The sequence below is a fragment of the Nocardia halotolerans genome (assembly GCF_042650145.1).
Taxonomy (GTDB): domain Bacteria; phylum Actinomycetota; class Actinomycetes; order Mycobacteriales; family Mycobacteriaceae; genus Nocardia; species Nocardia halotolerans.
In genome coordinates this window covers 475,485-492,219 of the sequence record NZ_JBHSDL010000014.1, presented here as the reverse complement: position 1 = coordinate 492,219, position 16,735 = coordinate 475,485, and the positions used below count along the sequence as shown (strand labels likewise).

The 16,735-nt window shown below is 68.0% G+C and carries 15 protein-coding genes; 8 read left to right on the top strand and 7 right to left on the bottom strand.

Annotated features, from left to right (window positions below; translation table 11 throughout):
* The first annotated feature begins 237 nt into the window (after positions 1-237).
* Positions 238-6,324, top strand: a complete 6,087-nt coding sequence (locus ACFO5K_RS12860; RefSeq protein WP_378560932.1) for a non-ribosomal peptide synthetase — start codon at positions 238-240, stop codon at positions 6,322-6,324.
* Positions 6,325-6,369: 45 nt separating this feature from the next.
* On the opposite strand, the gene ACFO5K_RS12855 is transcribed toward ACFO5K_RS12860, so the two are convergent.
* From ACFO5K_RS12855 to ACFO5K_RS12825, 7 genes are all read right to left on the bottom strand, one after another.
* Positions 6,370-7,221, bottom strand: coding sequence for a 3-hydroxybutyryl-CoA dehydrogenase (locus ACFO5K_RS12855; RefSeq protein ID WP_378563781.1), 852 nt, complete (start codon positions 7,219-7,221; stop codon positions 6,370-6,372).
* A gap of 108 nt (positions 7,222-7,329) precedes the next feature.
* Positions 7,330-8,064, bottom strand: coding sequence for an SDR family NAD(P)-dependent oxidoreductase (locus tag ACFO5K_RS12850; protein ID WP_378560929.1), 735 nt, complete (start codon positions 8,062-8,064; stop codon positions 7,330-7,332).
* 123 nt (positions 8,065-8,187) lie between these two features.
* Positions 8,188-8,829, bottom strand: a complete 642-nt coding sequence (locus ACFO5K_RS12845; protein WP_378560926.1) for a methylated-DNA--[protein]-cysteine S-methyltransferase — start codon at positions 8,827-8,829, stop codon at positions 8,188-8,190.
* Entirely contained in the window at positions 8,826-9,323 is a 498-nt protein-coding gene (locus ACFO5K_RS12840) for an RNA polymerase sigma factor (RefSeq protein WP_378560923.1), read from the bottom strand. Before ACFO5K_RS12840 ends, ACFO5K_RS12845 begins: the two co-directional genes overlap by 4 nt.
* Positions 9,324-9,445: 122 nt before the next feature.
* Positions 9,446-9,652: a hypothetical protein gene (locus ACFO5K_RS12835; RefSeq protein ID WP_378560920.1), complete on the bottom strand. Its 207-nt coding sequence runs from the start codon at positions 9,650-9,652 to the stop codon at positions 9,446-9,448.
* Between the two features lie 110 nt (positions 9,653-9,762).
* Positions 9,763-10,617: a helix-turn-helix domain-containing protein gene (locus tag ACFO5K_RS12830; RefSeq protein WP_378560917.1), complete on the bottom strand. Its 855-nt coding sequence runs from the start codon at positions 10,615-10,617 to the stop codon at positions 9,763-9,765.
* Between the two features lie 9 nt (positions 10,618-10,626).
* Positions 10,627-11,448: an alpha/beta hydrolase family protein gene (locus ACFO5K_RS12825; RefSeq protein WP_378560914.1), complete on the bottom strand. Its 822-nt coding sequence runs from the start codon at positions 11,446-11,448 to the stop codon at positions 10,627-10,629.
* A 241-nt stretch (positions 11,449-11,689) separates the two neighbouring features.
* Between ACFO5K_RS12825 and ACFO5K_RS12820 the strand changes: the two genes are divergently transcribed.
* The 7 genes from ACFO5K_RS12820 to ACFO5K_RS12790 all read left to right on the top strand — a co-directional run bounded on the left by ACFO5K_RS12820 (position 11,690) and on the right by ACFO5K_RS12790 (position 16,725).
* Positions 11,690-12,757 carry an alpha/beta fold hydrolase gene (locus ACFO5K_RS12820; protein WP_378560912.1) on the top strand — a complete coding sequence of 356 codons (1,068 nt, stop codon included), beginning with the start codon at positions 11,690-11,692 and terminating at the stop codon, positions 12,755-12,757.
* A gap of 273 nt (positions 12,758-13,030) precedes the next feature.
* A complete protein-coding gene (locus tag ACFO5K_RS12815) occupies positions 13,031-13,795 on the top strand; it encodes a class I SAM-dependent methyltransferase (protein ID WP_378560909.1) in 765 nt (254 codons plus the stop codon).
* 16 nt (positions 13,796-13,811) lie between these two features.
* Positions 13,812-14,408 (top strand): hypothetical protein, encoded by a 597-nt coding sequence (locus ACFO5K_RS12810; RefSeq protein WP_378560906.1) that lies wholly within the window; start codon positions 13,812-13,814, stop codon positions 14,406-14,408.
* A gap of 218 nt (positions 14,409-14,626) precedes the next feature.
* On the top strand, positions 14,627-15,160 hold the full coding sequence (locus ACFO5K_RS12805) for a hypothetical protein (RefSeq protein WP_378560903.1): 534 nt from the start codon (positions 14,627-14,629) through the stop codon (positions 15,158-15,160).
* Between the two features lie 95 nt (positions 15,161-15,255).
* Positions 15,256-15,624 carry a hypothetical protein gene (locus ACFO5K_RS12800; protein ID WP_378560900.1) on the top strand — a complete coding sequence of 123 codons (369 nt, stop codon included), beginning with the start codon at positions 15,256-15,258 and terminating at the stop codon, positions 15,622-15,624.
* Positions 15,617-15,940, top strand: coding sequence for a hypothetical protein (locus tag ACFO5K_RS12795; RefSeq protein ID WP_378560897.1), 324 nt, complete (start codon positions 15,617-15,619; stop codon positions 15,938-15,940). The genes ACFO5K_RS12800 and ACFO5K_RS12795 overlap by 8 nt, the downstream gene beginning before the upstream one ends.
* A gap of 2 nt (positions 15,941-15,942) precedes the next feature.
* Positions 15,943-16,725, top strand: a complete 783-nt coding sequence (locus tag ACFO5K_RS12790) for a hypothetical protein (RefSeq protein WP_378560895.1) — start codon at positions 15,943-15,945, stop codon at positions 16,723-16,725.
* Positions 16,726-16,735 lie beyond the last annotated feature (10 nt).

The following is a 16,735-nucleotide window of genomic DNA, read 5'->3' as shown; positions in this document are numbered from 1 at the left end:
CTGAAACGAAGCGAATTGGCAGGGCCACAATATTGATGAGATATTTGCTGTACCGTCACGCAGGATTTTCCCGATACCCGGTGTAACCGAGAGTCCAAGCGAAGTTCGGGCAGTGCGATCGTGGTGTGCGATCGATGGTGAAGGGATGCGTTACCGGTGATCGAGCAAGTTCTTGGCATCCGTCGGGGCACGGCCCACCCGGACGGACGAGCGTCGTCCACCCTGCCCAGACTGCTCATGTCCGCTGTCGAACGTGCTCCCGAAGCCACCGCGCTGCGTTGCGCCGGGCGCAGTCTCACCTACGTCGAACTCGACCAGCAGTCCTCGCGGCTGGCCCGGATATTGATCGAGCGCGGGCTCGGGCCGGGTGACCGGATCGTGCTCGCGTTGACCCGATCGATCGAATCGGTGGTGGCGGTGTGGGCGGTCGCCAAGACCGGTGCGGCGTTCGTGCCGGTCGATCCCCGGTACCCGGCGGCGCGCATCGCCCACATGCTCACCGACTCCGGCGCGGATCTCGGCATCGCCCTGGCCGCCGACGTCGCTCGCCTGGACACCGGAATGGCTTGGCTCACCTTGGATTCCGCGCAGGTCGTCGCCGACATGGCCGACCGGTGCGACCTGCCGGTGACCGCCGCCGATCGCGTCCGCAGGCTGTCGGCCCACGATGTCGCCTACGTCATCTACACCTCCGGCTCGACCGGTGTGCCCAAGGGTGTCGCGGTGACCCACACCGGTCTGGCCGGGCTGTGCGCCGAACAGATCACCCGGTTCGCCATCACCGGCGTCGCGCGCACCCTGCACTTCGCCTCGCCCAGTTTCGACGCGAGCATGCTGGAACTGCTGCTCGCCATCGGCGCGAGTTCCACGATGGTGATCGCCCCGCCCGGCGTCTACGGTGGCGACGAACTCACCGACCTGCTGCGCGCCGAGCGCGTGACGCACGCCTTCATCACGCCGGCCGCGCTGGCCGGGACCGACGCCACCGACCTGCCGGATCTGGCGGCGATCGTCGTCGGCGGCGAGGCCTGCCCGCCGGATCTGATCGCCCGCTGGTCGGCGGGCCGGAAATTCTTCAACCTGTACGGGCCCACCGAGACCACGGTCGCGGCCTCGATCAGCGACCCGTTGCGCCCGGGTGACCCGATCACCATCGGCGCGCCGATTCCCGGCGTGCGCGCGGTGGTGCTCGATGCGCGCTTGCGACCGGTCCCCGATCGGGCACCCGGCGAGCTGTACCTGGCCGGTCCCGGCCTGGCACGCGGCTACCACGCCCGCCCCGGCCTCACCGCCGCCCGCTTCGTGGCCGACCCGATCACCGGAGCCCGGCTCTACCGCACCGGGGACCTGGTGAAATGGGAGAACAGTGCCACGGGCATCTCGGAACTGATGTTCCTCGGGCGCACCGATGCCCAGGTGAAGCTGCGCGGTTTCCGCATCGAACTCGGTGAGATCGACGCGGTCCTGGCCGCCGACGACTCGGTGCGCACCGCCACCACCGTCGTGCGCGCCCTGCCCAGCGGCGCCGACGCCCTCGTCGCCTACGTGGTGCCCGCTGCGGGCGCGGCCGTCGACCCGGCGGCGCTCACCCGCCGCGCCGCCCAGCAATTGCCCGCCCACGCCGTGCCCGCGGCCGTGATGGTGCTCGAACGGCTGCCGCTCACCCCGGTGGGCAAGCTCGACCACCGCGCGCTGCCCGAACCGGAACTGACCGCCCACGTGTTCGCCGCACCGCGCACCGACACCGAACGCGCGGTCGCCGAGGTGTTCGCGGAACTGCTCGGCGCCGACCGGGTCGGCCGCGACGACGACTTCTTCGCCCTCGGCGGCAACTCGCTGCTCGCGACCCGGTTGGCCGGGCGCCTCGGCGCGGTCATCGGGGTGCGCGTGCCCGCCCGCACGGTCTTCGAAGTCGGCGCCGTGGCCGAATTGGCGAGCGCACTCGACGCCCTGGTGGCCGAAGCCGGCGGACGAGTGCCGTTGACCCGGCGTGACCGTGCTGAGCGGGTGCCGTTGTCGCTGGCCCAGCAGCGGATGTGGTTCATGGCGCGGTTGGATCCGGGGGCGAGCACCTACAACATTCCGGTCGCCCTGCGCCTGTCCGGCCGGCTCGACACCGCGGCCCTGACCGCGGCCCTCGACGATGTGCTCGACCGCCACGAGGTCCTGCGCACCGTGTACCCCGAACACGACGGGCAGGGCTGTCAGCGGGTGCTGCCGGTGGCCGAGGCCGGTATCGACGTCGTCGTCACCGCGGTCGAGGAGTCCGCGCTGCGCGGTGCCCTGGCCGGGCTGGTGGTCGGCGGATTCGATGTGTGCGCGCGAGTTCCCGTGCGCGCCGCGGTGTTCCAGCTCGACACCACCGAGCACGTGCTGGCGGTGGTGGTGCACCACATCGCCACCGACGGCTTCTCCCTCGGGCCGCTCACCCGCGACCTGATGACCGCCTACGTCGCACGGACCAAGGGCCGGGCGCCCGACTGGGCCCCGCTGCCGGTGCAGTACGCCGACTACACCCTGTGGCAGCACGAGATGCTCGGTGACGCCGACGATCCCGGCTCACTGCTGGCCGAACAGCTCGACTTCTGGCGCACCGCTCTCGCGGGCACCCCGACGCTGCTCGAGCTCCCGACCGACCGGCCCCGCCCGCCGGTGGCGGGTAATCGTGGCGCCGCGCACCACTTCGCCCTGGCGGCCCCACTGCACCGGGCGCTGGAAGCTCTGGCGCGCGAACACAATGCGTCGCTGTTCATGGTGGTGCGGACCGCGCTGTCGGTGCTGTTGGCGCGAGTCGCCGGCACCGACGACGTCACCATCGGCGCTCCGGTGGCCGGGCGTGGCGAGCCCGAGCTCGACGATCTGGTCGGCATGTTCGTCAACACCCTGGTGCTGCGCACCCGCGTGGACGCGGCCGAATCCTTCGCCGCCCTGCTGGATCGGGTCCGTGAGTCGGATCTGGCCGCCTTCGGTCACGCCGATGTGCCGTTCGAACGTCTTGTCGCCGAACTGGATCCGCCGCGCACCCAGGCCCATCATCCGCTGTACCAGGTGGCGTTGTCGTTCCAGAACTTCGGCGAAGCCCGGCTGGAACTGCCCGGGCTGGCCGTGTCCGGCGTCGACCTCGGTGACGAAGTCGCCCCGGTGGACCTGCAATTGACCGTCGTCCCGCACGATGACGCCGCCGGGCCCGCCGGGCTGCGCTGCTCGTGGCGCTACGCGAGCGACCTGTTCGACGAGTCGACCATGGCAACGCTCGGGTCACGTCTGGCCGGGCTGCTGGCCGCGGTCGCCGCCGCGCCGGAGCGCGCCGTGGGCGACCTGCCGCTGCTCACCGAGTCCGAACGGGTCGAGCCCGCCGGACAGCTCCGGCCGGTCGCCGATCCCACCCTGCTCGACGAGATCCGGGTGCAGGCGCAGCGCAGGCCCGCCGCGCCCGCGGTGACCTTCGCCGAGACCACCGTGACCTACGGCGAGCTGGCCGGCCGGTCGAACCGGCTGGCCCGGCTGCTCGTGGCCACCGGAGTCGGTCCGGGCACCACGGTCGCCGTCGCGATCCGGCCGTCGATCGACCTGGTCGTCGCGATGTACGCGGTCTTCGCCGCGGGCGGTGCCTATGTGCCGGTGGATCCGGATTCACCGGCCGAACGTCGCGCCGACATCGTCTCCGCCGCCGCTCCGGTCTGCGTGCTGACCACCGCCGCCGACGACATGGCGGCCATCGCCGACGTCGCGGTGGTGCCGGTGGATCAGGTCGCGAGTTCCGGTGCGCTGGAGGGCTTCTCGGATACCTGGCTCACCGACGCCGATCGGCTGCGGCCGCTGCGTGGCCTGGACCTGGCCTACGTGATCTTCACCTCCGGGTCCACCGGAAAACCCAAGGGCGTCGGGGTGCCGCACGCGGCGATCGTCAACCAGGCCGCGTTCATGGTCGGCGAGTACGGGGTGGGCGAGTACGACGTTGTGCTGCAGTCGATTCCGTTCACCTTCGATGCGTCGATGATCGGTTTCGCCACTCCGCTGCGCGCCGGTGCGCACCTGGTGGTGGCGGCGTCCGACGGGCTCACCGACCCGGCCTATCTGGCCGAACTCGTTGCCCGGCATCGGGTCACCGGCACGACCATCGTGCCCTCGGTGCTGCAGATGCTGCTCGACGCCGCCCCCGCGGACGCGCTGCGCACGATCCGCGCGGTCTGGGTCGGTGGCGAAGCGCTACCGACCGCGACCATCGAACGCTTCACCGCAGCCACCTCCGGACGGCTGCACAACCTGTACGGCCCCACCGAGGCGACGGTGTCGATCACCGCCGCCGATGTGACCGAGGTGGGCGCCGGCGTGGTCCCGATCGGCCTGCCGCACTGGAACTGTCGCGCCTACGTCCTCGATGCCCGGCTGCGGCCGGTGCCGGTGGGGACACCCGGCGAGCTGTACCTGGCCGGTGTCCAGCTGGCCCGCGGCTACCTGGGCAGCCCCGGTCGCACGACGGAACGGTTCGTCGCCGACCCGTACGGGCCGGTGGGCGAGCGCATGTACCGCACCGGCGATCTGGTGCGCCGGCTGCCCTCCGGTGAGCTGACCTACCTGGGCCGCACCGATGTGCAGCTCAAACTGCACGGTCTGCGCATCGAACCCGGTGAGATCGAGGCGGCGCTGCGCAGGCACCCGTCGGTCGCGGGCGCCGCGGTGACGGTGCACCACGACCAGCTCGTCGGCTACCTCACCCCGGCCGCGCAGCACACCGTCGACCTCACCGAGGTACAGGCGACTGTCCGGGCCCTGTTGCCGCCGTACATGATTCCGCACCGGCTGCTGGTGCTCGCGGAGTTCCCGCTCGGCGCCACCGGCAAGCTCGACCGCAAAGCACTGCCCGCCCCCGCCAGGGAGATCCGCGAATACCGGGCACCGGTCACCGCGGACGAACAGGCCGTGGCCGATGTCTTCGCCGAAGTCCTCGGACTCGACCAGGTGGGCCGCGACGACGACTTCTTCGTCCTCGGCGGTACCTCGCTCTCGGCGATCCGGGTCCGTGCCGCGCTCACCGAACGGCTGGGCATCGAGGTGGCGCTGCGGCTGCTGTTCAGTTATCCGCTGGTCAGTGATCTGGCGTTGGCGGTGCGTGACGAGTCCTCGGCCGCGGCCGCCGGCCCGGACCCGGCCGCCGACACGGTGCTCGATCCTGCCGTCGACATCACCGGGTGCGCCCCGCGTCGCCGCGGCGTCCCCGCGCAGATCCTGCTCACCGGCGCCACCGGGTTCCTCGGCAGCTTCCTGCTGCGCGAACTGCTCGACTCCACCGCCGCCACCGTCCACTGCCTGGTACGCGCCGCCGACGACGCCGCCGCCGTGGACCGGGTGGTCACCACCGCGGCGAAGTACGGTCTCGACCTCGCGCCCCATCGCCACCGGCTCGTCGGTGTGCCGGGCGATCTGGCGCGCCCGCGGCTGGGCATCGACCCGTTGCGCTTCGCGGAGCTGGCCGAGCGCCTCGACGCGATCTACCACAACGGTGCGCTGGTCAACCACCTCGAGCCGTACGCGCGGATGCGCCAGGCCAATGTCGGCGGCACCACCGAGGTGCTGCGCCTGGCCACCACCGCGCGCCTCAAACCGGTCCACTACGTCTCGACCCAGTCCGTGCTCGCCGGGATCCCGCAGGCCGACGGTGTGCCCGCCGGGCTACCCGGCTACGCGATGACCAAGTGGGTCGCCGAGCAACTCGTGCACACCGCGATCGCCCGGGGTGTGCCGATCGCGGTGTACCGGCCCGGCCTGATCACCGGTCATTCCGGCACCGGCGTCGCACCGGCCGAGGACGCCTGGTGGACGATGCTGCGCGCCATGCTGGTGCTCGGTGTCGCCGTCGACGTGCGGGCGATCGCGATCGAGATGGCGCCCGTCGATCACGTGGCCGCGGGGATCGTGCGCCAATCGCTCGACGAGGCCGCGCTCGGCACCATCTACCGCGCCGCGGGCCCCGAGGTGCCGCTGCGACTGGTCTACGAAGAGATCGTGCGGCGCGGGTACCGCTTCGACTTCATCGACCCGATGCAGTTCGGGCTGGTACTGACCGACACTGCCGAACGGGCGGACGCCGACCCGATACTCGCGCGGGCTTCGGCCCTGAGCGGAAACTACGCGGCCGCGCTGGCCCAGGCCGATCCGGCGACGGTGCTCAGCGCGGTGGAAACGGCTCCGGTCGAACCCGCGGCGAGCCTGCCGATCGAGATCCCGGCGGTGGACGCCACGGTGCTGAGCCGCTACTTCGACCACTACATCGAGGTCGGGTTCTTCCCCGAGCCGGAGGCCGGAACTCTCACCCCGGCCTGAAGCCGGCCCGACCCGCAGGGACGGTGCCCTGCGGGTCGGCGCGGATCACTTGGCGTAGTCGTAGAACCCGCGTCCGCTCTTGCGGCCGAGACGGCCCGCGTCGACCATCCGGCGCAGCAGCGCGGGCGGGGCGAAGTGCGGCTCGGCGAACTCGGCGTACAACGACTCCGCGGCGGCCAGGGCGATGTCGAGACCGACGGTGTCGAGCAGGGTCAGCGGACCCATCGGGTAGCCGCAGCCGCCCTTCATGGCGGTGTCGATGTCCTCGGCGGTGGCGTAGCCCGACTCGAGCATCCGGATCGCCGAGCACAGGTAGGGGATGAGCAGGGCGTTGACGATGAAGCCGGAACGGTCACCGGCCTGCACGGTGAGCTTGCCGAGGGTGTTCTTGGCGTAGTCGGTGACGGCGGCGGCCGCTTCCGGTGCGGTGACCAGGGTGGAGATGATCTCGACCAGCGGCATCACCGGCACCGGGTTGAAGAAGTGCACGCCGACCACGCGCTCGGGGCGCTCGGTGGCGCCGGCCACCTTGATCACCGGGATCGAGGAGGTGTTGGTGGCCAGGATGCCCGCGGGCTTGACGATCTTGTCCAGCTTGCCGAAGATCTCGTACTTGAGCGACTCGATCTCCGGGGCGGCCTCGATCACCAGGTCACGATCGGCGAACTCGTCCATGTCCAGGGTCACCCGCACCCGGGCCACGGCCGCGTCGGCCTCTTCCTGGCTGATCTTGCCGCGGGCCACGCCCTTGCCGATGGAGGTGGCGATGCGCTGCTGCGCGGCATCGGCGAACTCCTGCTTGGTCTCGAGCACGAGCACCGAGCTACCGGCCTTGGCGCACACCTCCGCGATGCCCGCACCCATCGTGCCGCCACCGATTACACCGATCAACTCCACTGCTGTCACTCCCACTATCGCGTTGCCTGTTGGATCACGAAATCATTTCATGTCCGGATCCGGGCGGCCGAACCCCGTGCCGGGCGGGGCTCGGCCACACCACCCGCACTACCAGGCCACGGTGCCGTCGAGGTCGAAGAACGTGCCCGACGCGGCATCGGTGGGCAGGGTCGCCGCGCGCACCACCACGACGGCGGCCTCGCCGGCGGTGAGCGGTGCCTGCTCCCGGTTGCCCGGTGCGAGGTCGGTCTGCACGAAACCCGGGCACACCGAGGTCACCTTCACCGCGGTGTCGGCGAGCTTCTTCGACAGCGCGATCGTCACCGCGTTGAGCGCCGCCTTGGAGCTCTGGTAAGCGGGCACGACCATGCCGTAGTACGGCGACTCGGGGTTCAGTTGCTCGTTGAGCGAACCCATGGTGCTGGAGATGTTGACGATGCGGCCCGCGGAGCTGGTGCGCAACAGGGGCAGCATCGCCTCGGTGACGGCGACGGCGCCGAACACGTTGGTGGCGAAGGTTTCCTGGAACAGCGCCACCGAGGCGAACTCGTGGGCAGCACCGTGGGTCGCCTCGGGCAGGATGCCGGCGTTGTTGACCAGGATGTCGAGGGCGCCGAAGTTGTCGCGCACCCAGTCGGCCGCGTCGCGGACGCTGTCGGCGTCGGTGACGTCGAGGGCGATCCCGTACGCCTCGTGGCCTTTCGCTGTCAGGGTCGCGGCGGCCTGCTTCGCGTCGGTCTCCCGGCGCGAGGTGATCAGCACGCGGTCGCCCCGGGCGGCCAGTGCCTCGGCGGTGGCGAATCCGAGTCCACGATTGCTGCCGGTGATCATTGCGGTCGACATGATGGGGGTCCGATCAGTGGTGCGGGACGCCGACTGTTGTTGTCGGCGTGGGGAGCGACTCCGTGTGCTCCTTACCGAGAAGACGTCCCAGCGACCCGATGTGTGAGGTCCCGCCGAAAATTTCTACTTCCCGCGCTCCAAGGTGAGCAGCGTGGTCTTCGCCGCGGACCCACCGATGTACCCGCCGGGGCTGCCGTCGGCGCGCAGCACCCGGTGACACGGCACCACGATCGGCAACGGGTTGGTCGCGCACGCCGTGCCGACCGCGCGGACCGCCTTCGGGTTACCGACGAATTCGGCGACCTCACCGTAGGAACAAGTGTGCCCGTAGCCGATGTGCGGCAGGTACTGCTGCACGACCCGCCGGAAACCGGAGGACAGCGCGTGGTCCAGGGGCACGTCGAAAGCTTCGCGGGCGCCGGCGAAGTACTCGTCGAGCTCCGCGGCGACCGGATCGAGGCGCCGCGGCGCCGCCAGCACCCGTGGGCTGACCTTCGCCGCGAGGGTGGCGAGTACGTCGTCGAAGTCCTCGCGTTCGAACGCGACCCGTACCAGGCCCTTCTCGGTCGTCGCGAGCAGCAGCGGACCCACCGGGGAGTCGATCGTGCGATAGGCGACGTCGAGCAGTCCCGCGTCCTGGGCGCGCGCCACCAGCTCGGCTTGCAGCCGGGCGAGCGCGGAGTCGCTGATCGGGAACAGGGCGGTCAGGTCCGGCCCCCCGTTGTCGGCGGGGTCACCGCCCGCGCCGTGGCGACTGTCCGTCATCGGGGTGCTCCTTCCGGTCGCTGGCCTGCGTCGTAGGTCTGGCGCAAACTCTTGATGCCGTCGGCGGCGGCCCGCCGGACCGCGGCGGCGCTGCCACCGATCAGCTCGGCGGTCTCCGCGTGCGCCAACCCACCAAGGTAACGGTAGGCAACGGCGAGCCGTTGCCGCTGCGGGAGTGCGGCAACGGCTCGCCAGAGCCCGTCCTCGTCGTCGCCGGGATTACCGAGCCGCGACGGCTGTTCCGGCAGGTCCGCGGTCGGGACCGCGTGCCGGGCCCGAGCACGCGTCACATCGACCGCCTTGCGCTGCGCCACGCGCACCAGCCAGGCCTCGACATTGGTGTCCTCGGCCAGTTCCGGCCAGGCCCGCAGGGCGGCGAGGAAGGTTTCCGACCAGACGTCGTCGGCGTCGGCGCCCGGCCCGAGCATGGCACGACACACCCGCAGCACGGTGTCTCCGTGCCGGCGAACTGCCTGTTCGAACGGTTCCTTCATTCTCATCACCTGGTAGACGCGCGAGCTCGCCGGAATGTGAGGTCCGCCGCCAACCTGTCTCGACCCGTCGCCGCGGGCCCCGGCGGATCAGCGGGTTCGTGTCATGGTGAGGTTCTGTGCGGTCAGGCACACCACTCGGGGCCCTGGTTCATGTGCACCAGCCGCAGCAGGGTGCACATGAACTCCGAGGAACTGCCGGTGGAACCGTTGTCATCGACGGCGGTCACCGGCGGAACTGTCTGGGCTCCAGCGGCTTGCGCGTTCACCACGGGCGACAGGACGACACCGGCCGACAGCGCGCCGATGGTGAGACGGGTGATCAGAGACATCTCGAATTGCCTTTCTTTTCACGGAATTCGGCCCACTGACGGGGCCGGTCGAGTAATACTCCGAACAAGGGTGTGGCCTGGGTTCGTTTCGACCCAGGCCACGGAATTGGCTATCCAAGAATTGACCAGTCACCCGCCGACCGCGTCGCGTGGCGTCGCAGCGCGGATTCGGTCGGGGAATCGGGTGCGACCACGAAGGCCACGAAGGTCTGGTCGCGGCTCTCGCCGGGCTGCATCATCTCGATCGCGAGCTCGAGCTGCCCCAGGACGGGGTGGGCCAGTCGCACCCGGTGCGGTGGCCACTGGCCGACCCGATGCTCGTCCCACAGCGCGCAGAATTCCGCGCTGTGCTCGCGCAACGAGGCGAGGTGGGCGGCCAGTGCCGGGTCCCCGGGGTGGCGGCTCCAGGCGATGCGGGTGAAGGCCACCTGATAGCGCGCGACCTCGAGCCAGTCGGCCGCACTGAACATGGCGCGAAACTCCGCGTCGAGAAAGAGCGGATGTGTCCAGGTGCGCGACATCGGCGGCACCCGGGCGAAGTCGTAGAGCACCGTCGCCGTCATCGGGTTCCAGGTGAGGATATTTCCGTACCGGCCGGTGACATAGGCGGGCGCCAGGGTGATGGAATTCACCAGGTGCACCAGGTCGGTGCGGACTTCGGTGGGCCCCGAACCCGGTTCGTTCTGGGGTGGGTGGACCAGATTTCCCAGGTACTCGCGTTCATCGTCGGTGAGGCCGAGCGCGGCGCCCACCGAATCCAGCACCTCGGTCGAAATATTGCGACTCTGCCCCTGCTCGAGCCGAACATAATGGGTCACACTCACCCCGGCCAGCTGCGCGAGTTCCTCCCGGCGCAGCCCGGGCACTCGCCGGCGAGCACCGTAGTCGGTGAGTCCCACCTCTTCGGGCCGCAGTCGTGCCCGGCGTGACATGAGGAAGCTGGTCAACTCCGAGCGCCCGTTCATGGAGCGATCCTAGAGCTGCCGGCGGAACCACTCCGTCAAGATCTCGTCGACCGCCTCGGCCGTGGGCAGCTGCGGGGCCGGTTCCAGGCCGGGTTCCTCGGCCAGCGGGTGCGCCAGGTTCGCCACGTTCGTCAGCTCGACGGCGTCCGGGTGGGTGTACCGCTCGCGCAGCGCGTCGACCAGGGCACCGGCGTCCGCCCGGAACGCCGGGTGGTCCAGTTCGCCGCTGACGAGGAGCACAGGCGGTTGTGCCGTAATGCCGCCGGTCACGCGGGCGACGAAGTCCAGTTCGTCGGCGGTCTTGCGGGACTCGGCGGTCCACGGGTACGTCTGTCCGAACCCGGCCTCGATGACCGCGACAGCGGACCGAATCCGCGCAGCCGGGTTGACCAGTGCGACAGCCTTGATCGGAATCCGCCCCCTGGTCAGCACTTCCAGCGCCACGGCTCCGCCGAGCGAACCGCCCAGGACACAGACCGGCTCGTCATCGACCGGCAGCTGTTCGCGCAGCGCGGCCAGCGCGGCCGGGAATTCATCGGCGGCCTGGTAGACGAACGGGGCCAGGAAAGCCATCAACGGGTCCTTGCCGATGAGTTCGACGACGGCGTCGACGCGGCCGTCGACCATCCGCGCACCGCACATCGGCATGCCCAGGTGCACCCGCCAGGCAGGTACGCCGGTCATGGGCAGCGCGGCCGCGAAGGCCGCGTCCGTGCGTGGCGCGTCCAGCATGTGCCAGGTCACGATCAACGGCGCGGGGCCGTCGGTGGCGCCGTCCGGCGGGAGCGCCGTGAACGGTACGCCCGCCGCGGTACCGGTGATCGTTTCCATGCGTCCTCCTACGGTTTTCGTGACCTGCCAGGCCACCGTAGACGGGATCGACGTGCCTCGGATCTTTCTTCTGCCAAGGGCGAAACCGTCCGCGGTGCTGGGACATGTCGGGAGCCGGTCGTTCCACCGACACCATGCCGCGATTCGAGATCGCCAGGGCGCTCCACGCCGCTGGGCGTCTGTGAACATGCTGGTATCGGGCACTCCGCGCGAGTCGCGAACGGCGATTAGAGTTCGTCGCATGCGGTGGATTGCGGGACTCGGAGTGGTCGGCGCGGCGGCTGTCGTGTTCGTCAAGCGGCGGAATTCCGGGACTGACCTGGGGTATTACCGGAAAGCCATGGCACTGGTCCGCGATGCCGGCTTCACGGAGAAGCAGGCCGAGGTAGGCGGGTACCGGACCAACTACGCTGAGGGGCCCGATCGCGGTACTCCATTGCTGCTGATCCATGGGCAGGGCTCCCGATGGCAGGACTACCAGCGTGTGCTGCCCGAACTTGCTGAGCGGCACCATGTTTACGCCATCGATGTGTACGGCCACGGCGGTTCGGCCCGGTTGCCCGCTGACGAGTACACCAACGTCCGAATCGGTGAGCTCGTGGCGCGGTTCGTGGACGAGGTGATCGGTGCGCCCGTACTCGTGGCCGGGCATTCCTCGGGCGGGTTGATCGCCACCCGGCTCGTAGCCGCACGCCCCGATCTCGTGCGCGGGGCGGTGCTCGAAGACCCGCCTTTCTACTCCTCGATCATGCCCCGGGCCGCGCAGACCACCGGCGGCGACATGGCCCGGGTGACCCACGACTTCCTGGGACAAACCCACGAGCGGAACTTCCCGCGCTATTACATCGAAAACAGCGGCATCTTCTCGTTCTTCGGGCCGTTCGCACGCCCGATCACCGCCTACTCCCGCCACTACCTGCGCACCCATCCCGGCCGACCGCTGGAGGTCTTCTTCCTGCCGCCGGTGCTGAACATCTACTTCCGCGGAATCGCGGACTACGACCCGTCATTCGGCGCGACCTGGTACGACAACGCTTGGTACCGGGGATTCGATACCGAGGCCGCCCTGTCCGCCATTACCGCACCCGCCGTGCTGATTCACACCAATTACTGGTTCCAGCACCGCAAGTCGTACTACGACAAAAACGGAATCCTCATGGCGGCCATGGACGACAAGGACGTGGGCAAGGTGCTGGCGCACCTACCCACCGCGACACTGGTCGAAGTCGACTCCGGTCACAATGTCCACTTCGAACGTCCGGACGTCTTCGTCCGCGCAGTCCGTGAACTGGCGGCGAAGGTCGAGTAGAGCGGCATCAGCACCTCCTCGGCGCGCGCGAAAGTTTCACAGCAGGTGTCACAGCACCCGCTCCCGCAGTGGCACATCCGTCCTCAGGGCCTGCGTGCTCAGCGTCTTACTGGTGTCCGGCGTACCTACCGAGCCCGCAGCCGCACGGACGGACCCCCGCTCGGACAGTCCCGCTCGCTGTGTACCCCGGTCCAGAATTTGTACCGGCCCTCGAGGCTGCTCGTCCGGCAGGCTGCCGTCATATCACTTGCTTTGTGAGAAAGGCGGCCGTCCATGAGCACAGCGACCGAACACTACGATCGGTTCCTGGCCGAGCACTACACCTGGATGCTCGGTGGCGACATCGGCACCGTAGTGACGGCGCAGCTGGACCTTCTTCGCCGGCTCGGACTGGATATGCGCTCGCACGAGAAGAGCACCGCGTTCGACCTCGGCTGTGGTCCGGGCACTCAAGCGCTGGCCCTCGCACAGCTCGGGTACACACGGGTCATCGCGGTCGACACCAGCGCGGTGCTGCTCGACGAGCTCACCCGCTTCGCCGCGGGCTCCGGGGCCGAGTCGATCCTGCGGGCGGTCCAGCGGGACATCCGTGGCGCCGTACCGGTCCTGGCTGACCCGGGTTCGGTCGAAACAGTCGTCTGTATGGGGGATACCCTGCCGCATCTGCCCGGCCGTTCGGATGTGGAGCAGCTGATCGACGAGGTCGCTGTGGCACTGCGGTCGGGCGGCAGCTTCGTCGTCACCTACCGCGACCTGACACCGGTGCTGCACGGCAGTGACCGTGCCATTCTCGTCCGCCAGACAGCTGACCGAATCCTCACCTGCTTTCTCGACTACACCGACGACGACACGGTCGTCGTACACGATCTGCTGCACACCCGACGCGGCGACGCGTGGACGCTGACCACCGACAGCTACCCCAAACTCCGTCTGCCACACCAATGGCTGAGCGCTCGGTGCCGCGCAGCGGGCCTCGATATCGCTCACGACGACATCGGCCCTGGTGGCTTGCGCGTCTTGCACGCCGTCAAGCCCTGATTCCGGCGGACAAGCCATGAATCTGAAGATCATCCACCGGCCCCCGTCCGTCAGTGACACCGAGCGGCCCGTCCCTCGTTGGGCAATGCGCACGGCCTACGCGCTTCCGCTACTTCTGCTGCCGTCGTGCCTGTGGCGGCTGCCCTTCGCTCTGCACTTCGACATGGGGCAGGTGCAAGAGGGCGGCATGCCCACCGCTTGGGGGGCGTGGGTGGGCATCGTATATATCCTCGGGCTCAGTGTGCTGTCGGAAGCGATCGCGTTGTCGACCATCGGGCTGGTCCGGGGCTGGGGTGAGGTGGCGCCCGACTGGATCCCGATCCTCGGCGGAAGACGAGTTCGGCCGATGGCGGCCTTCGCCCCCGCTGCCCTCGGCGGCCTGATGCTCACCCTTCTGTTCACCGCTGTTCCGATCGGCGGAGGTCGGGAGCTCACCTTTTACGGCATCATCGACACGGTCGAATACAGCAACGCCGCCTGGGAGACATTGGCGACGGTGTGCGTCACCCCCATCGCCGCCTGGGGACCGATCACCCTGGCCCTTGCGATCGCCTATTATCGCCGCCGCACCGTCGCCACCACCCGCCTCGACCCGATGCCGGATCCTGGGTAGCGGTCCGCAGCGGTGCCGTAGGTGTCCTCTGGCCAGCCCTGTGGCTTCGGCCGTATCGGAGGGTTGATTGCGGCTGCACCTACCGTGATCTGGTCGGATCACAGTGCTTCTCAGCGGGTTTGCGTTACTTGCTTCTCGTTGATCTTGCGGCTTCCGTCCTGTTTCTGCTCGAGCTGGTGGGATGGTGTTTCACCAGTTTGGTCGTGAGAGGGTGTCACGTGATCTCGGTGCAGATGAATGACGCAGCGGCCGACAGCGTGGGCACTTTCGTTCCGGTCGGCGGTGGCGGTCTGCTCGATGGCTTGGTGCCTGGGCTGCGAGAGCGGGCACAAGCTGGTGTCGTGCGCTGTGGCGAGGTCGTTGTGTTCGCCGATCAGGTCGAGCGGGCCGCGCGCCCTCTTGGGAAGTCCGTCGACCTGACGCAGCGGGAGGTCGACGCGAGCCGCTTCCATTTGGATGACGTCGTACCGGTGGACAAGGGACTACGGGACGAGCTCGGTGTGCCCGTGATCTCCGAGGGTGACCAGCGCCGGATACTGGTTCAGGGTCTGATGCTGGCGCTGTGCATCGCCCGCTGTGGCCACTCGCTGAGCGAGCCGATGGCTCTTCGGTGCATCGTCGGAGTGAACAGCACCGGCGGAACGTTCCGATTCCACCGCGTTCGCCCAGGTGAGCAGTGGCACAGCGCGGATCTGGACGGCTACGACGAGGAAAAGGTGGCCGTGGTGGAGACCATTCTCGGTGATCGGTGAATTGCCGTGGTCGGCTCGCCGTACGGCAAAGCTGCTGAGAGAATCCCTGATCTCGAGACTGATGGTCATCGGCCGACGAATCAGCAACCAGCAGGGTGCGACGATCACTGTTCTTCGATAAGATTTCCGCTGACCGCACCGATCGCGCGGCCACACAGACCCGGGGGGTTCAGGAAATGAACAATATTTGGCGTGAGCTGATGAACGACATAGAGTCCGGGCAGTATCACGAGAAGCGTGCTTCGGAAAGCTCTCGTGTCCCTGTCGTGGACGACTATTCGGGACACAGCTACGGGAATCTCGTTGTAGATGGAAACGGCACCCTTCGTTCGATCATGCTGGACCCTGACGAGGTGGTCGCATCGAACGAGTCCGACATCCTGAAGTCGATCATCTGGGCGATCAACTTGTCCATTGCGCAACCACTGCCTGAACACAAAGAAGGGGGACGAATTCATGGCTAAAGAGGTCTTTCACGTGGTACCAGAGGCTCTGAAGCTGGGAGCAGAGGAGGTGCGCCAGACGTCAGGTCACTGGGATGCTGCCAAGGACAAGGTCAACGGAACCCCGATGGACCTCAACGCACTCGGTGCCTTCGGTAAAGACAACGTCGCAAAATTCAACCTTGCTACCAGTCGTCTTACAACAAAATTGCGAGAGGGATCGACGTCAATCCAGTCTGCTGCGGACGGTCTGAAGACATGCGCCACACATTTCGAAGGTCTCGATGCTGACTATTACCGGCAGTTCGGCTACATCGATGCACAGGTGGGGTACTGACAATGGGGGAGATAAAAGGCTTCGCAATTCCTGCGGATAAAAACCCGAACGGGCTACCAGCAGAGCTTGTGTTTCCGTGGGATCAGGCAGCCTATGTTGTGAATTGGGCCGAGGATCTGGGTGTCGATGAGCCAGTGCGTGACCGCATGAGCGTCATCCAGAAGATGTTGGGTGATCCAAGTAAGGTCTCAACGGTACTGGCTGCCTGGCAAGATGGGGTTTCTGAACTGACGAAAGCGGTCGACGGCAGTAACGACGGGATCGGTTTGTCAACAGCCAACGAAAACCTCAAAGCTCGTTGGAACGGCGCGGCGCGCGATGCTGCTGTCGCGTATGTGGAAACCCTTGCCACGTGCACGAGGACCAACAACGGCCTCATCTCCCAGATTGCGGGCTATCTCAACGATCTGGGCGCTTACTGCACGACCGCCTACACCAATGCCATCGGCCATGTGACGAAGACAGCCGCAAACCTGGCGCAGTACGAATCCGCGCGGAAGAGAGCATTGACCAACGCAAGCATCGTGATCCTGACAGGAGGCGCAGGCGGTACGGATAGTTATCAAAGCGCTGCACTGGAGTTCGTGAACACGTTCATGCTGGACACAAAAGAACTGACAGACAATCTCAGTAAATACATGGTCGATACCGGCGGCAAGATTGACGATGTCGTCACCAAGATCAACATGGTGGAGATTCCCGGGGCGATCGCACCTGCCGCGCTGAGCACACCCGGATGGCAACCGCGCAACCCGACCGGGCCGGGGTGGGGGCAGCCGTCATGAGAACTCGAAT